14 protein-coding genes are annotated in these 14,471 nt (G+C 41.6%); 8 read left to right on the top strand and 6 right to left on the bottom strand.

All coding sequences use genetic code 11. The annotated features are described in order from the left end of the window. Nucleotides 1-1,367 precede the first annotated feature (1,367 nt). The 3 genes from O9295_RS03405 to O9295_RS03395 all read left to right on the top strand — a co-directional run bounded on the left by O9295_RS03405 (nucleotide 1,368) and on the right by O9295_RS03395 (nucleotide 4,670). A complete protein-coding gene (locus O9295_RS03405) occupies nucleotides 1,368-2,306 on the top strand; it encodes a transposase (RefSeq protein ID WP_288031707.1) in 939 nt (312 codons plus the stop codon). A gap of 10 nt (nucleotides 2,307-2,316) precedes the next feature. After that, nucleotides 2,317-3,225, top strand: a complete 909-nt coding sequence (locus O9295_RS03400) for a glycosyltransferase family protein (RefSeq protein WP_288031702.1) — start codon at nucleotides 2,317-2,319, stop codon at nucleotides 3,223-3,225. Between the two features lie 380 nt (nucleotides 3,226-3,605). Further along, on the top strand, nucleotides 3,606-4,670 hold the full coding sequence (locus O9295_RS03395; RefSeq protein ID WP_288031699.1) for a hypothetical protein: 1,065 nt from the start codon (nucleotides 3,606-3,608) through the stop codon (nucleotides 4,668-4,670). Here the strand turns inward: O9295_RS03395 and O9295_RS03390 are convergent. The 3 genes from O9295_RS03390 to O9295_RS03380 all read right to left on the bottom strand — a co-directional run bounded on the left by O9295_RS03390 (nucleotide 4,648) and on the right by O9295_RS03380 (nucleotide 7,154). Beyond that, a complete protein-coding gene (locus O9295_RS03390) occupies nucleotides 4,648-5,364 on the bottom strand; it encodes a nucleotidyltransferase family protein (RefSeq protein ID WP_288031696.1) in 717 nt (238 codons plus the stop codon). The two genes, O9295_RS03395 and O9295_RS03390, sit on opposite strands and share 23 nt — an antisense overlap. Nucleotides 5,365-5,455: 91 nt before the next feature. Beyond that, entirely contained in the window at nucleotides 5,456-6,481 is a 1,026-nt protein-coding gene (locus O9295_RS03385; RefSeq protein WP_288031694.1) for a GHMP family kinase ATP-binding protein, read from the bottom strand. A 37-nt stretch (nucleotides 6,482-6,518) separates the two neighbouring features. Next, complete coding sequence (locus O9295_RS03380; protein WP_002796293.1) at nucleotides 6,519-7,154, bottom strand: D-sedoheptulose-7-phosphate isomerase; 636 nt, start codon at nucleotides 7,152-7,154, stop codon at nucleotides 6,519-6,521. 801 nt (nucleotides 7,155-7,955) lie between these two features. Here O9295_RS03380 and O9295_RS03375 point away from each other — a divergent pair. From O9295_RS03375 to O9295_RS03365, 3 genes are all read left to right on the top strand, one after another. Then, nucleotides 7,956-8,609 (top strand): D-glycero-alpha-D-manno-heptose-1,7-bisphosphate 7-phosphatase, encoded by a 654-nt coding sequence (locus tag O9295_RS03375; RefSeq protein ID WP_288031692.1) that lies wholly within the window; start codon nucleotides 7,956-7,958, stop codon nucleotides 8,607-8,609. A 2-nt stretch (nucleotides 8,610-8,611) separates the two neighbouring features. Further along, nucleotides 8,612-9,838, top strand: coding sequence for a glycosyltransferase family 4 protein (locus O9295_RS03370; RefSeq protein ID WP_079205660.1), 1,227 nt, complete (start codon nucleotides 8,612-8,614; stop codon nucleotides 9,836-9,838). An 81-nt stretch (nucleotides 9,839-9,919) separates the two neighbouring features. Then, nucleotides 9,920-11,038, top strand: a complete 1,119-nt coding sequence (locus tag O9295_RS03365; protein WP_288031690.1) for a glycosyltransferase family 4 protein — start codon at nucleotides 9,920-9,922, stop codon at nucleotides 11,036-11,038. A gap of 379 nt (nucleotides 11,039-11,417) precedes the next feature. Here O9295_RS03365 and O9295_RS03360 read toward each other — a convergent pair whose 3' ends face one another. After that, a complete protein-coding gene (locus tag O9295_RS03360) occupies nucleotides 11,418-11,600 on the bottom strand; it encodes a type II toxin-antitoxin system HicA family toxin (protein ID WP_012267861.1) in 183 nt (60 codons plus the stop codon). Continuing rightward, the gene (locus tag O9295_RS03355; protein WP_287970917.1) at nucleotides 11,597-11,788 is read right to left on the bottom strand and encodes a type II toxin-antitoxin system HicB family antitoxin; all 192 of its coding nucleotides are present in this window, start codon (nucleotides 11,786-11,788) and stop codon (nucleotides 11,597-11,599) included. The genes O9295_RS03360 and O9295_RS03355 overlap by 4 nt, the downstream gene beginning before the upstream one ends. A gap of 126 nt (nucleotides 11,789-11,914) precedes the next feature. Here O9295_RS03355 and O9295_RS03350 point away from each other — a divergent pair, with 126 nt between their 5' ends. Both O9295_RS03350 and O9295_RS03345 read left to right on the top strand, forming a co-directional pair. Further along, the gene (locus tag O9295_RS03350) at nucleotides 11,915-12,046 is read left to right on the top strand and encodes a hypothetical protein (protein ID WP_288031687.1); all 132 of its coding nucleotides are present in this window, start codon (nucleotides 11,915-11,917) and stop codon (nucleotides 12,044-12,046) included. Between the two features lies 1 nt (nucleotide 12,047). Continuing rightward, a complete protein-coding gene (locus tag O9295_RS03345) occupies nucleotides 12,048-12,635 on the top strand; it encodes a Uma2 family endonuclease (RefSeq protein WP_288031685.1) in 588 nt (195 codons plus the stop codon). A 276-nt stretch (nucleotides 12,636-12,911) separates the two neighbouring features. On the opposite strand, the gene O9295_RS03340 is transcribed toward O9295_RS03345, so the two are convergent. Beyond that, nucleotides 12,912-14,471: tetratricopeptide repeat-containing S1 family peptidase (locus tag O9295_RS03340; RefSeq protein ID WP_288031683.1), on the bottom strand; the 1,560-nt coding region annotated here is incomplete at its 5' end.

Below are 14,471 nucleotides of genomic sequence, written 5' to 3'. Positions count from 1 at the left end.
AAAGCCACTCTTAATCGTGTCTTGGAACGAAATAGAGGCTTTTAAAGACTGCGTACATGGAGAATTAAAACAAGAATTACCCTCGAAAAGCCTATTTTTCCACTAAGTATTTATGCTCATTGCAAAGGTGAGATGCTCCCTCATTAGCCTTGGCAGTCTTTTTTCCTTTAAAGGTCTGGAAGTACTCACGAAAAATAGCTACCATATAAGTATAGCGGCTAGGGTAAACAACCGCTTGAAAAACCCCTGTAGTCTAATCACTACGCTATCTGCACCTTGACAATCAAAGATATGGGGTTCTACCTAGGGTTTGCGGCAAAAAGTTTTTCCTGGGGGCAGGGTGTGGGGTGTGGGGTGTAGGGTGTAGGGTTTTACCGATTTTGAGGTAGTCAGTTACCTAATTTTCAGGGAAAAAGTCCAGGAATTTTACCCCCGATCCCTCCAATGGTCGGCACTTTTTGAGGGAAAAAAAGTCTAAAAGCCTTATCCAACAAAGTTTTTAGATTTATTCAGCAAGCCCTACCTAATGTTCTAGTTTCTACCTGTAGGTAGGTAAAATCTTTGCAGGAACTAGACAAAGCAGTATTTGAAGCTAACACTTCAATTAAAGCAAATTTTGTAGAAATACAACTAGGGTGGGGCGCACCCAAAGTTAACGCTTGAGGAGAGAACCACCTCTGGGTTGAGAATCGCAAGGTACTTAGTCTAAGTGGACTCGGTGAATCAAGAATCCCTCCCATGAGCGCGACGGGAGCGTCAATTGCCTGTCCCCGTTTTATAGCCGTCAGCCTTTTTCAGGGAGCAGTAATCAGTGAGCAGTAATCAGTGAAAAGACAGTAGGAAACTGCTATTTACAGCCTTTCTCGTCAAGGTGAAGCACAGACACTAATACCTGCTCATCAACTTCAGCAAATCCTAGATAAAACGTTTACATGGCAAGTATATAAGCCCACCGCTAGGAAAGGAAGGCTAGAGTGAGTGGTTGGAGGATAATATTTGTCTATTAATTGCCCTTCTACAGCCAATTGAGTCAAGTAGAAAAAGAGGAATGGAAAAAGGGTAGTCATGGAAATGCTGATTTAGTGGGGGAAATTTGGCACGATTTTATATTAGTTAATATTTGCCCTTATGCTTGCTATCTAAGCTTATCAGACTACCAATACTTCGGATTTTGGGCATGATTAATTTCTCAAGGATAAAAAACCTAGAAATCAGTTTTTAGGATGGGAAACAAGTTGAATATCGATTTTACTTCTCTTGAATTCCCACTCTTGACCTCTCAGCCTTCTGATCTTCCAGAAATTTTCCTTGTTGCCGGAGAACTATGATACAATGGCATCAAAAAATAGAGGAAAAATTTTTTTATCATGGACAAGGTGTCAACACCAAGCCTATCAATTGTTATTCCGACCCGAGAAGGATTCGCTGACCACTGGTTTAATGCGCTGACCGAGGTCAAGGGAGAAGTAGAATTTATCTTGGTTCATCCACCAGGAGCACCTAAGTATCCCACGTCCGACCCTAGGGTACAGCAAATAGTCAGTCCCTTGCGGGGAGAAATTATTCAACGTGCCACAGGTTTGATGAATGCTACCGCTCCCTATACATTGACAATTAATTGTGATGAGTATATCAATCCCGACATTTCAGAAATTAGCCGTCAATACTTTTCCCGATTTCCTGATAGTTGGGTCATGAGACTTAGCCGGAAAGATGTTGAATTTGGTAAAAAAGAAATTCTAGAAGCTCCTTGGCTCTCACCAAAACCCATCGAAAAACTAGAAGTTTGTGGTAGGTCTCAAGGTAACTCTAAGCTATACGAACAAGGCAACTACTTATTGGAAATTCCCATTACTCCTATCGATAATAAATTTGATGTAATGTGTATTTTTAGAGGGAGGAGAGATCATCGAGGTCCCCATACAGAGAATTTTGACAAGAAGGTTTGGAAAACTTCTATAGTACAGGAAACCCTAGAGGATCTGGTGGGTTTAATGCCTTTTATTGGTCCGCTTAAGTATATTCCCTTTTGGTGTCTTGATCGTCTTTTGGGTTTATTTATTCAAGCTAAGTTTTTCGAGCAAGGCCAAGGGAAAATCATCGGTCATCTCATGCCATCTCCAGAACAGTTACGCATGGAAAACAATCCCCCCGAATATAGAAGACTAAATCGCTATGGTATTTTATCAGAAATTTTCCTAGTCAAGTGTTTTCCTCAGTATGGATATATGTGGAATCTGGTGATTACCAATCTCAGGGAAGTTCCCAAAAAATATGTACTTTATCGACTAGGAAAAGAGGGATAGTCAGCTAATCATGATCAACTCACCAATTCTATCAATCGTTACTCCAACTCTGGGCAAATTTTCCGAATATTGGTTGCAACAACTTCTGGCAATTCAAGGGGAAGTAGAATTTATTTGGGTTTATCCTCCCGGAGCAGTTACCCCTTCCGTAGAAGACCCCAGAGTGAAAACTTTTCATAGTCTTTATCAGGGAGAAACGGCCCAGAGGGCCGTCGGTCTTCTCAATGCTTCCGGTCAATATGTGCTGGCTCTCGATGATGATGATTTCTTGCATCCCGAGGTGGTTGCCTTAGCGAAAGATTACTTTGATAATTTTCCCCAAAGTTGGCTCTTACGTCTTTATAAGGAGAAAATTGATTATCTCGATGAGGAAAGAATTAAAGCTCCTTGGCCGGAGCTACCCGCTATCAATCAGTTAAATGTCTCTAGAAAAAGACAAGATAAATACCAAGATTTAGTGGAAGTTCCCATCGCTCCCCTAGATAATCCTTTCGAGTTAAGACTAGCTTTATGGCCCTACGCCAAAAGAAAAGATATTCATGGCTGTCATCTGGAACCTTTCAATAATAATATTTGGAAGACTGCCTTAGTGAAAGAAGCCTTAGATGATTTTGTCCGCAACATGAGGATAGGAGAAATTTTAACTTGGTTGCCTCTCTGGGGATTTGATAGAGCTTTAGGGTTATTTCTGCAAGCGAAGTTTTTTCAAAAAGATATATATATCGGCCATTGGATGCCCGAACCCAATCAAATAAGATATATAGTCAAACCCTACTCCATGAAAACCCCCAGAATTCTTTTTCCTTCCGATGCTTTACTGGTCAAGCGATTTCCCCAGTATGGTTATTTCTGGAATCTTGTCTTCGAGGAGTTATACAATGGCATCAAGACCAAAATCAAAAGTCTCTGGAAAGCATGACTAATTATCGTGCTTCCTATGAGTTATCAACAACTCCCCATCTACTTCCTAATTCGCAAAATTCCAGAAAAGCTGCTGAAGGAACATGAAGCAGGGTGAGCGCATCCCAAACGCTATTGACAATTGGCCAATTTTGTGATAGGATTGCCTTCCATGCCTTTTGAGCGATAGCAATCAATTGAAATGCTTACGAACTCGACCCATTTGGTCGGTTGTTTCCTAAACATTGAGGTGGCAAATTCTCCTCAAATATGCTTGAATCGCCCTCTGGGTAAGCAACCCACATAAATTTTATTTTGTCAAGGATTGTTAGGATGCGCTGACCGTGTTGGTGTCGTGTTTACAAAGACATCTAGGATTTTACTTGAGTGGAGGAATCTATGTTTGACACAACAAAACCAATCAATCAAAAACAAATTATACAAATTGTTCCATTCTACACTAATGATGGAGATTTCAACGTTATTTTAGCTGAAGCGATTAGAGCAGAAACTGGTATAGTAAGCCGCTTGATCAACTATAAATCTCTCAGGAATATGGACGATCCCAGGGTTTTGTCTTCATTGATAACTCCAGATTGTTTGGGGGTTCTCCTACATTATAACTGTAGACACTACGATGTTCCCCATTGGCTCTTGAGAGTATTACAATATCTCACAAAAACTAGAGACTTTCAATTAATTATCCTAGTCCATGAGTTCAGCGCAACTTACACAAGAAAAGGTATAATTTTCCCCGCTTTTAGATTTTTACTAACTTCTTATCAAATCTTAAGATTAGCTGATTCAATCGTAACTACTACTTCCAGAATTGAAAATATAGTTTCACGATTGACTGGAAAAACTGAAGTTATTTGCTTACCCAATTTTTCTACTATGGGTGAACCCCAATGTATTCCTCCTCTCAAGGAACGCCCACCATACCTTATTGTTTTCGGTTCCCAGCACACTCGCCCCCTAGTCTATACAAAATTCAGTAAAAACCTCCTAAAAGCCTGTCGAGCTTTAGGCATTGAACGCATTTATGATGTTGGTTATCCCTGTGATTTGAGTACCACAGAAGGTCAATTCAAAGGAATAGAGATAGTCCCTATGGGATTTCAGTCTAATCAGGTTGTTAGTGAATTAATGTTAACTTCACGGGGAGGCTTTCTAGATTATAGCCGTTTTCCAAGAGATTTAGGCAAATCCACTGTCTTTGCCGCCTATGCCGCCCACGGTTTGGTTCCAGTTCTAACAGACTATAACCCTTCTGAAGCGGATGGAGTAGAAAATAATAAACATTATTTAGTAGCTGATGAAAATCTGTCTAGTCTCGATTTGAGTCAACTTCAGCAAATTGCTGACAACGCTCACAGATGGTATCAAGACCATAATTTGATCAAAGTCGCCAAGTTTTACGGTTCGTATTTTAATCCTGAGGTTAAACCTGATTTCGGAAATTAAAAAGTTCAGGTAATTCAATCTGACTTTTTTCGTAATCTTGGGGGATGCCTATGTCAATAAAATATTCGTCAGAAATAAAGCCATACATAGGAATTTTCTCGGTATAAACTTTGAGAAAGTCGTCCTCAAAAGAAAATTTTGATGGCAGATCAAAGCCAGACAATATTTTTTTCCATACACAATATATGCCGCCATTAATATAGCCCTTATCTTGATATTTTTTGGATTCAAACCCGATAATTTTTTGATCATCGTCTAGCATAACATTATTATAACGCTCGAATTCAGTTAGTGGCTTCAGAGCAACAGTTATCAGGGATTTTTTTTGATTATGTAAATTAATTAAGGCGGATAAATTGACATTAAACAAGGTATCTCCGTTAACAATTAATGCTTGTTCGGTTTGAATTTTATTTAGTGCCAACTGGATCGCTCCTCCAGTTCCCAAGGGTGTATCTTCTATCAGATAAGTTAGCTCATATTCCTTGTATTTATAACCAAAATGATCGATAATTTTCTGATGTTCATAGCCCACAGAAACTAAAAATTTGTTGGTAATTTTTTGAGAGATTAGGTAATCTAATAGATATTCTAAAAAAGGTCTGTCGGCAACGGGAGCCATAGGTTTTGGTAAACTGTTGATGACCGATCGCAACCTAGTTCCTAACCCACCCGCCAGAATAATTACGTCCATAGATACACCTCAAAAATCTGAATTATTGCCAATCTTTTGAAAACTATTCTTAGGGTTATAGGGATAATCTCCCCCATCGATCCTTTGCTTGCTATAATGTCCATGCTTGGGTTCCGTATTTAGTAAAATGAAAATTAATCACTTGGCCTCCTGCTGCTTTCAAAGCTTTAGTTACTGCGATTTTCTTGGTAGGATCGACCATAAAGATAATAAAACCACCGCCACCGGCCCCCGATATTTTGCCTGAATAGGCCCCGGTTTCCCTAGCTACCTGATAAATGTGATCGATCTGCGGATTACTAATTAATTTGGATAATTTCTTTTTCGCTTCCCAAGAAGTTCTCAGAATTTCTGCTATCCCCATAAAATCTGATTTAAGCAGTGCTTCTTTAAAGAGAATTGCCTCTTTTTTGAGTTGATGGGTAGCGGCGATCGCCTGCTCATTTTTTTCTTGGACATTCTGAATTTGATCCTCAATTACTTGAGATGAGTAGCGAGAAATGCCTGTATAGTAGAGGATCAGAGAGACTTCTAATTCATTGATCACCCAATTTTTAATTCGCAAAGGATTAACTATGACTCGATCTTGTTCATAAAATTCCATAAAATTAAAACCGCCAAAAGTGGCAGCGTACTGATCCTGTTTGCCCCCCAACCAGCCTAGATCAATTCGTTCGATCTCGTAGGCCAAATGGGCGATATCGTACTCGCCTAGGGGTAATTTTAACAGTTCCACAAAGGCTTTAACTATGGCCACGGCTAGGGTAGAAGAAGAACCCAATCCCGAACCGGCCGGCGCATCGGAAAAAGTGGTGATTTCCAGCGGCAAAGGTTGCCCTTGATTAAAGTCTTTAATCAAACGATTGTAGACCGCTTTATGCAGATCAAGAACGCCGTTATAGGGGAGAGGAAACTGAAGGGTTTCTATTTGTTGTTCTCCCCGATCGGCGGCAACAAAAATGACTTGCTTGTCAGTAATTTCCGTGACTGTACAGTAGGCATAGAGATCGATAGTAGCGTTGAGAACGTAACCCCCATAAAGACTACAGTAAGGCTCGACATCGGTGCCGCCGCCACCTAAACCTAATCTTAAAGGAGCTTTGGTTCTGATGATCATGGGTATGCTGTTTAGGTTGATTTTTTGCTAGGAGATTTTAGTTGGGAAAGAGCGCTTCTTCGATCGCTAAACAAATAGTATGAAGAACAAAACCATGACCTTCTTGAATGCGCGGGGTACTGGTGCTAGGAATCATCAAACAATAATCGGTTTTTTCCTCTAGAGCTAATCCCTTCGCCCCAGTTAAACCGATGCTAGTGAGACCTTTTACTTGACAAACTTTGAGAGCTTGATGGATATTGGCGGAATTTCCCGAAGTGGAAATACCGATAAACACATCACCAGGGTTTCCTTCCGCTTCTATCTGGCGGCTAAAAATATATTCGTAACCATAATCGTTAGCGATCGCTGTTAAACTGGCGATATCGCTATTGAGGACGCGAACTGGCAAAGACTGTCTTTCTTTCAGAAATCGGCCGTGCAGCTCACCGCCAAAATGGATAGCATCGGCGGCACTGCCCCCATTACCGGCGACTAATACTTTGTGGTTGTTGCGATAAGCATGGATGCATACTTGGCAAATCTCTTGGATTTTCTCTAGATATTTTGTCTCGGTTAGTAGTTTTTTCTTCAGGTTATAAGCTTCTTCCAATTCAGTCTTGATTAAAATTGACAGAGAGGGATCGCTCTGGAAACTATCCAATTTTTTGTTTGATTTTTCCACCATTCGCATAGGTTTGATTTTCCAATTTTTATTAGTTGAATAAATTTAACTCTCAATAGTATCAAAAGACCAGAATCGCTGTCCATTAATTGGGTACAAAACCCCTAGCATGGTAGAATTGATCACGGGACAAGAAAAACAGGCCGATGATAGTTCTAGAGAAACCTAGAGCGATCGAGTCAAAAGAGTGATCTTTTGCCGGTTATTCTCGGAATATACGACAAACGCAGCCAACTCTAGCACAATTTGTTTTGTTTGTAAATAAATTTTTGATGTATTCTGGCCGGGATGGGGGATTTCTGAGCGGGGGATTCAACCCTTGCGAGTCTTGGCCTTTTGTTTGGCTGGACAAAAATGTTAACAATTCCTGACAATACCGCCGATATAATCAAAAGCCCAAAGGCCTGACGGCGTATAATATGCCGTGATTGCTATACTCTAACACCTAGATAGGGTCTGCTGAAAAAGTTTTTCCTGGGGGTAGGGTGTGGGGTGTGGGGTGTGGGGTCTAGGGTTTTACCGATTTTCAGGTGGTCAACTACCTAATTTTCAGGGAAAAAGTACCTCAATTTTCCCCCTGATCACTCCCATGCCTGGTACTTTTTGATTGACAAAAAGTCTAAAAGTCTTACCCAACAAGGTTTTTAGATTTATTCAGCAGACCCTAGATAGTGAGGAGAAGCAATTTAGTCGAGAAAACTAGCACAAATCGCTACAATCCCTCGAATTTTGTCTGTGCATCAGTTCAAGCTCTCGTCTCTGACAGAAGAACTGAGAATTCTAGTCCCCGACTCGAAAAAGTCCCACATCATGAATCCTTTCCCCGCAATTTCTGTCAATGACGGCGACCAAAAATACCCGTCTCCGCCACCTGCTGGCAATTCTGACCACGAAAGCGAAGATAGATCAAAAAAGAACAAAGCCTTATTTCTCGATCGAGATGGGGTAGTTATTGACTATATCCCCTACCTGAGTAAACCAGAACAGGTGAGCATTCCCGCCGGGGCAGCGGCTGCCTTAAAACAGTGGCAGGATGCCGGCTATCTGCTGATCATCATTACCAATCAATCGGGACTTGCTAGGGGCTATTTCACTTGGGATGATCTAGCGGCGATTCACGGGCGCATGATCGAGGAATACCGACAATTGGGGGTGCATTTTGACGATCTTGCCATCTGCCCGCACCATCCCGACGAAGGATGTCCCTGCCGCAAACCCTCCCCCTATCTGCTGCTGGCCGCCGCCCACCAATACGGAATCGACTTAGCCGGCTCGTTGTTTATCGGCGATGCGGCCAGTGATCTAGAATGCGCCCTAGAAGCTGGTTGTCAGCCCGTATTGCTCTTAACAGGGCGAGGAAAAGTCACCCTTGGGGAGATCGAGAAATACCCAGTTCAGATTCCTGTATATAGCCAACTAAAGGAAACGGTAGAATTATTGTCAAAAACCGCTGCCGAACCATAATTATGAGAATATTAGTCCTTTTTTGCAATAACTTTCCCTATCCACCTAGTCGCGGGGCAACGGAGGGGAGAACTTTTAACCTGATCAAATGTCTTCATCAAAACCACGATGTCACCCTGTTCGCCCGTCGGGTGGAGAATGTCACGGAAACTCAGATCGAAGAACTCAAAACCTTTACCGATCATCTTGTCTTATTTCCGCCCCGGCAAATTCCCGCTCAAGACAAGGGACTGACAAAACTAATCGGTCAAACAGGGCGCTTTCTGGAGGGAATAGTACAGATGACCCCTGCTAGTGTTCTTAGTTATCGTTCGCCGCTCATTCAAGAGCGAGTAGATGAATACGTCGAGCAGCAAAAATGTGATGTGATTCTCTGCGCTCAGAGTATCAGCGAGATTTTTGTCCGGCCGGAATACCGTCAGCGAGTCAAAACAGTAGTGGATATTCACAGTTCCGTGTACGGTTGGACACGCAATCATTTAGATAGAGGAGCCTCCGCCTATCCGCTGCGGGATTTTCTCTATCTGCCCTTACTCTATCAGTACGAAAAACGTTACTGTGCCAAGTTTTCGCAATTAGTGGCTACTACCGATTACGATCGCGAACAATTGTTAAAAATCCTCCCAGATGCACGGGTGGATATCGTGCCTAATGGCGTGGATTTAGACCTGTTTCCCTATCGTCCTCGGGATCCCGGCGGTCATAATTTGGTCTTTGTCGGTGCCATGAGTTCTACCCATAATATCGATGCCGCCCGTTTTTTTGCTTTAGAAGTCTTGCCAGTCATTCAACAGCGATATCCCGCTACCACCTTAACCCTAGTGGGGGCAAACCCGGCACCGGAAGTTCTCGAACTCGCCCAGTATCCCGGTGTGAGCGTGACGGGGACCGTTCCCTCGACAGTGCAATATTTACACCGAGGAACCGTTGGTGTGGTTCCCCTGCGGGTGGGATTGGGAATCAAGACCAAAACCCTAGAATCCATGGCCGCTGGGATTCCGATTGTCGCCAGCGATCGCGGTTTAGAGGGTTTAACGGTGGCAGCAGCGGGAATTCCCCCTAGGGCGTTGCGCGCCAATAGCGTTGCTGAGTACGTTACAGCGATCGCTAGGTTGTTCGATGATCCTTCTGTGCGAGAACAACTGTCCCATAATGCCCGGGCGATGGTGGAATCGGAGTACACCTGGGAGCGAGCGGGACAAAGGTACGAGGAAATTTTGCGGGACTAATATTGTTCTTAACCCCGAAATTTCCCTCGAGACTGTTTGAGAGTTTTACCGCCATAAAAATTGATTTTTTGGAGCCTAATCATGAAAGTTTTAATAGTAGGAAATTACGTCAACGATCGGCAGATCAGTATCAATCGTTTTGTCGGTTTAGTGGAGAAAGGACTCAGACAAAAAGGACACGAAATTCGGCGAGTGCAAGCCCAGCCTATTTTCGGTCAACTAAAATCCTCTCCCCAGGGACTCGGCAAGTGGTTAGGGTATATTGATAAGTTAATTATTTTCCCAGTGCAGTTACGTCAGCAGCTTGATTGGGCCGATATCGTCTGCATTTGTGATCAGGCGTTATCCTATTTAACTCCCTATCTAAAAGATCGCAAATATTTTGTGATCTGTCACGATCTGCTGGCCATTCGTTCCGCCCTAGGAGAAATTCCTGAAAATCCCACCAGTTGGACGGGAAAACAGTATCAGGCGATGATTTTGCGAGGATTCAAACAGGCTAAATATGTTGTCTGTTCTTCCGAAGCTACTCGTGCCGATGTTCTCCGTTTAACCAAAATTACCCCCGAACAAACGGAAGTGATCGAGGATTGCTTGAGTGAGGGATACGGTCCGATGACAAGAGCAGCGGCGGTAAATCTAGTGGCCAAATTTAACATTAATAGTGATTGTCCCTGGCTAATTCATGTCGGGGGCGACCAATGGTATAAAAATCGATTGGGATTGCTGAAAATATTCAAGAGGTTAATCACTTTCCCCGGTCTGGAAAATTGCCGATTGATCCTGATGGGAAAACCTTTGCTGCCGAATATGCGAGAATTTGTTAATCAGAATAACTTGTCCGCACAAGTAATCGAATTAGGAACCGTCTCCGATGAGGATCTCCGCGCCTTTTATTGCCTAGCAACTGCTTTAATTTTTCCCTCCTTTCAGGAAGGATTCGGTGTTCCCGTTATTGAAGCTCAATCCTGTGGTTGTCCCGTCTTTACCTCCAATCGTCTCCCCATGACTGTTATCGCTGATGATGCAGCCGTTTACTTCGATCCCAGCGAACACGAGGCCGCCGCTACTATTATTGCAGAAAATCTTCTCGCTCCCGATCGCCTGGAAGATTTGAGGCAAAAAGGTTTTATCAATGCCACTCGCTTTACTTACGAAAGAATGATCCAATCCTACGACCGATTATTGCCAAAATTGTAGTCTAGAGCTTTTTGGTGACTCATTATCCTGCCAACGCGATTTTAAGCGGGGAGGATATGGTTCTGGGGTTCACTTTGGCCCTAGAAATCTTGCTGTAAGAGTGCTCGTCCTTTTTTAAATCCTATAGTAATCATTTTTCCATAGCTCCTTTGCTTTGGGGTTTACTGAATAAATCTAAAAACCTTGTTGGATAATATCTTTAGGCTTTTTTGAAATCAAAAAGTGCCAGCCATTGGAGGAATCGGGGGGAAAATTAAGGCACTTTTTCCCTGAAAATTAGGTAATTGACCCCCTGAAAATGGCTAAAACCCTACACCCCACACCCCACACCCTGCCCCACGAAAAACTTTTTCAGCAGACCCTAATTGGCACTGTGAATTTATCTGTCGCCTGTAAGACTTTTGATAATCTTTTTAGCCAATCGCTCATTAATTTCTCGATGTCTGGGAATTGGTTCTGTTTTTCCAGTATCTGGATTATGGTAAATATCGTGTTTCCCTCCACGTCTAATCAAATAGCAGCCCGCTTGCTCTAATTGTGCAATTAAATCATGTCTTTTCATGGGAGTTCAAACTCTGCAAATCTCTTGATTCCGGGGATTTCTTCAGTAGTAAATGTTTTGTAGAGATCGACCAAGTTTTCGATTAATTCTTCTAAGTCAACACCTTGGGTCCAATGATCTGGAAATTCATTCAAATAGCCCAAGAACATCCCATCTGATTCTTTCCAATATGTATATGGAATCTTCATGGTGAAATCCTCATTCTGCGTTGCTAAAGATATTAAGTTGACCCCTATTATAACTGAATTGCTCCCAAGCCACGATCAGCTTTATTATCATGGTTGGCAGCGAGATTGCCGCCTTACACTTCGTTAATGCAGCCTACCAAAGCGGTGAGCGCCAATTCAGACAGATTAACGGGGATATCTTTAGTGACAAAAGGTTCAGCACAAGCTAATATTAAAGTTGCTATTGAATGGGAATTTAACCAAGATAAGGGAGGTTAGTATGCAAGTTCAAATCGAAAAACGGTATTATACACCTGAAGAATATTGTCAGCTAGAAGAAACAGCAGAATACAAAAATGAATATCTAGATGGAGAAATTATTCCTATGACGGGAGCAACTACTAATCATAATCTGATGGCTTTGAATTTCTGTAAAAATTTTCCAGCTAAGATTAATAATGAAGATTATTGGGCTTTTATGAGTGATGTACGGTTATGGATGCCGACATATCGCTTTTATACTTATCCTGATATAATGGTGATTAAAGGCAAACCATTATATGAAGGAAAAGGCACAAATACTGTAACTAATGCGTTAATTATTGTCGAGGTTTTATCAAAATCAACTAGGGATTATGATCGCACTGATAAGTTTAAGTTTTATCGCTCAATTCCTGAATTTAAGGAGTATATTTTGATTGATAAATACCGTTATTATGTTGAACAATTTTATCAACAAAATCATGGAGAATGGTTATTTAAAGTTTATGAATCAGAGAATGATGTTTTAAGGTTGTATTCTGTAGATATTCAAATTTCACTGCTGGATATTTATCAACGAATTGATTTTAATTTAAGTGAAGAATAATGATTAAATCCCATCTCAATTATCTACCAAAATCAGTTAATATTGCGATTCTCAAAATCAAGAAGGAAACCCAACAAAAAAATAAGAGGATCGAAATAGCGATCGCCCTTTTCAAATCCTATAGTAATCAGAGCAATTATCGTCGGTTGGGTTGAACCAAGGAAACCCAACAAAAAGATTCAGACGGATTTAGGTGTTGGGTGTTGGGTTTCGCTTTCCCTGAGAATTGAGAGGTTTTCTTTAACATATTTATTCGCTCAACCCAACCTACGAACTCTAATTTTTACTCATTTCTTGGCGAATGATGCTGATTAGTTTTTGAGCTTTTTGATAACCTGCTTCATTCCCTTGTTGACGATATAATTCTGAGGCTTTTTCGGCATCAGCAAGGGCTAATTGGTATTTCTGCAAGTCATAGTAAAGAAGCCCCCGATTGTTGTAAGCCTTAGCATCATTAGGATTAATGTCAATGGCTTTGCTGTAGTCAGAGAGGGCTAAATCGTATTTTTGTTGGTTATAGTAAATAAATCCCCGATTGACGTAAGCCTTAGCATCATTAGGATTAATGTCAATAGCTTTGCTGTAGTCAGAGAGGGCTAATTCGTATTTCTGCAAGTCTTGGTAAAGAATCCCCCGATTGTAGTAAGCCATAGCATAATTAGGATTAAGTTCAATAGCTTGGTTGTATTCGGCTAAAGCTAAATCGTATTTTTGTTGGTTATGGTAAACAAGCCCCCGATTGCCATACCAAGCAGCACGGGGAGCGAGATTAATTGCCTGAGTAATTGCGGCTAATCCCTCATCATAGCGTTTTAATTTATCTAATACTGCGTATTTCTCGTTATAGTGATTGGGGTTATTAGGAACCAGAGAAATCGCCTGATTAATCACCGTTAATGCTTGCTCATAATTTTCTCTGGCTTCTCTTTCTCTACCAGCACTTGTTGAGAAGTCACCTAAAAAGCGATAAACAACACTTTGCCGTTGTAAAATACTACTGTGAAACTTCTTTAAATCTTCCCGTTTAGGTAAGGTATTAATCGCTTGTTGCAAAGCTTCTATAGCTGTTTGATATTTACCTAAATAACCTAACGCTAATCCCTTCCCATACCAAGCTAAATAGACATTATCGGGGTCATTTTGCTTAATCGCCTCATCAAAGGCTTTAATTGCTTCCTCATACCTGAATAACCGCCATAATTGTCCTCCCCTTTCTATCCAAATATCCGCCTTCGCATTGGTATTAGGAACAATAACACCAGTAATCGCTTGAATAATTTCTTGTTTTTGTTGCGGACTAACTTGGGGTTGAGCAGTGGTTAATAATTGCGGTTTTACCTTCAATCTTTCTTGCAATCCGATAAAAGTGCTAATGGGAATCCCTAAACTAAACCCTAACTGAATTTCCGTTACCCCTGCTGTTTCCGAACTTCCATGAATCCCTATTACTCTCCCCTGGGAGTCTAAGACTGCACCGCCACTCATGCCCCCAAATGTGATGCTGGTATAAACTAATTCATAGCCTTCGGTTAAAGAAGCAACACTTTGTAATGTTCCCCCTTGTTTATTCCTTAAAGGACTTTGGCGGGTTTGTAGTAATCCCCGTTCTTTCTCGTCAATTGTACCGCCACTAAACAACCATTTCGAGGGATTTTGTCCAATTTTGGCGAAGCCTGCGGCAAAAACAAAATCATCGGTATTTGGGTTATAATTCGCTATTTCCGCAACGGGATAATTGTCCAGGCTTTCAAACTGAAAAACTGCTAAATCTACCCCTTCCTGCCGGATGATGGTGCTTTTCTCGATGTTTCGAGTTTTGCCGTCGCTGGTGACGAC

It is taken from the genome of Microcystis sp. LE18-22.4A, assembly GCF_027531105.1.
Classification (GTDB): domain Bacteria; phylum Cyanobacteriota; class Cyanobacteriia; order Cyanobacteriales; family Microcystaceae; genus Microcystis; species Microcystis aeruginosa.
This window is presented reverse-complemented; position numbering and strand designations above follow the sequence as displayed.

What these genes read in the sequence shown, in the direction of transcription:
- O9295_RS03350 (WP_288031687.1), top strand. Translation starts at nt 11,915, where the DNA reads ATGCAGCCTACCAAAGCGGTGAGCGCCAATTCAGACAGATTAACGGGG.
- O9295_RS03400 (WP_288031702.1), top strand. Translation starts at nt 2,317, where the DNA reads ATGATCAACTCACCAATTCTATCAATCGTTACTCCAACTCTGGGCAAA.
- O9295_RS03405 (WP_288031707.1), top strand. Translation starts at nt 1,368, where the DNA reads ATGGACAAGGTGTCAACACCAAGCCTATCAATTGTTATTCCGACCCGA.
- O9295_RS03375 (WP_288031692.1), top strand. Translation starts at nt 7,956, where the DNA reads ATGAATCCTTTCCCCGCAATTTCTGTCAATGACGGCGACCAAAAATAC.
- O9295_RS03355 (WP_287970917.1), bottom strand. Translation starts at nt 11,788, where the DNA reads ATGAAGATTCCATATACATATTGGAAAGAATCAGATGGGATGTTCTTG.
- O9295_RS03395 (WP_288031699.1), top strand. Translation starts at nt 3,606, where the DNA reads ATGTTTGACACAACAAAACCAATCAATCAAAAACAAATTATACAAATT.
- O9295_RS03380 (WP_002796293.1), bottom strand. Translation starts at nt 7,154, where the DNA reads ATGCGAATGGTGGAAAAATCAAACAAAAAATTGGATAGTTTCCAGAGC.
- O9295_RS03385 (WP_288031694.1), bottom strand. Translation starts at nt 6,481, where the DNA reads ATGATCATCAGAACCAAAGCTCCTTTAAGATTAGGTTTAGGTGGCGGC.
- O9295_RS03345 (WP_288031685.1), top strand. Translation starts at nt 12,048, where the DNA reads ATGCAAGTTCAAATCGAAAAACGGTATTATACACCTGAAGAATATTGT.
- O9295_RS03365 (WP_288031690.1), top strand. Translation starts at nt 9,920, where the DNA reads ATGAAAGTTTTAATAGTAGGAAATTACGTCAACGATCGGCAGATCAGT.
- O9295_RS03360 (WP_012267861.1), bottom strand. Translation starts at nt 11,600, where the DNA reads ATGAAAAGACATGATTTAATTGCACAATTAGAGCAAGCGGGCTGCTAT.
- O9295_RS03370 (WP_079205660.1), top strand. Translation starts at nt 8,612, where the DNA reads ATGAGAATATTAGTCCTTTTTTGCAATAACTTTCCCTATCCACCTAGT.
- O9295_RS03390 (WP_288031696.1), bottom strand. Translation starts at nt 5,364, where the DNA reads ATGGACGTAATTATTCTGGCGGGTGGGTTAGGAACTAGGTTGCGATCG.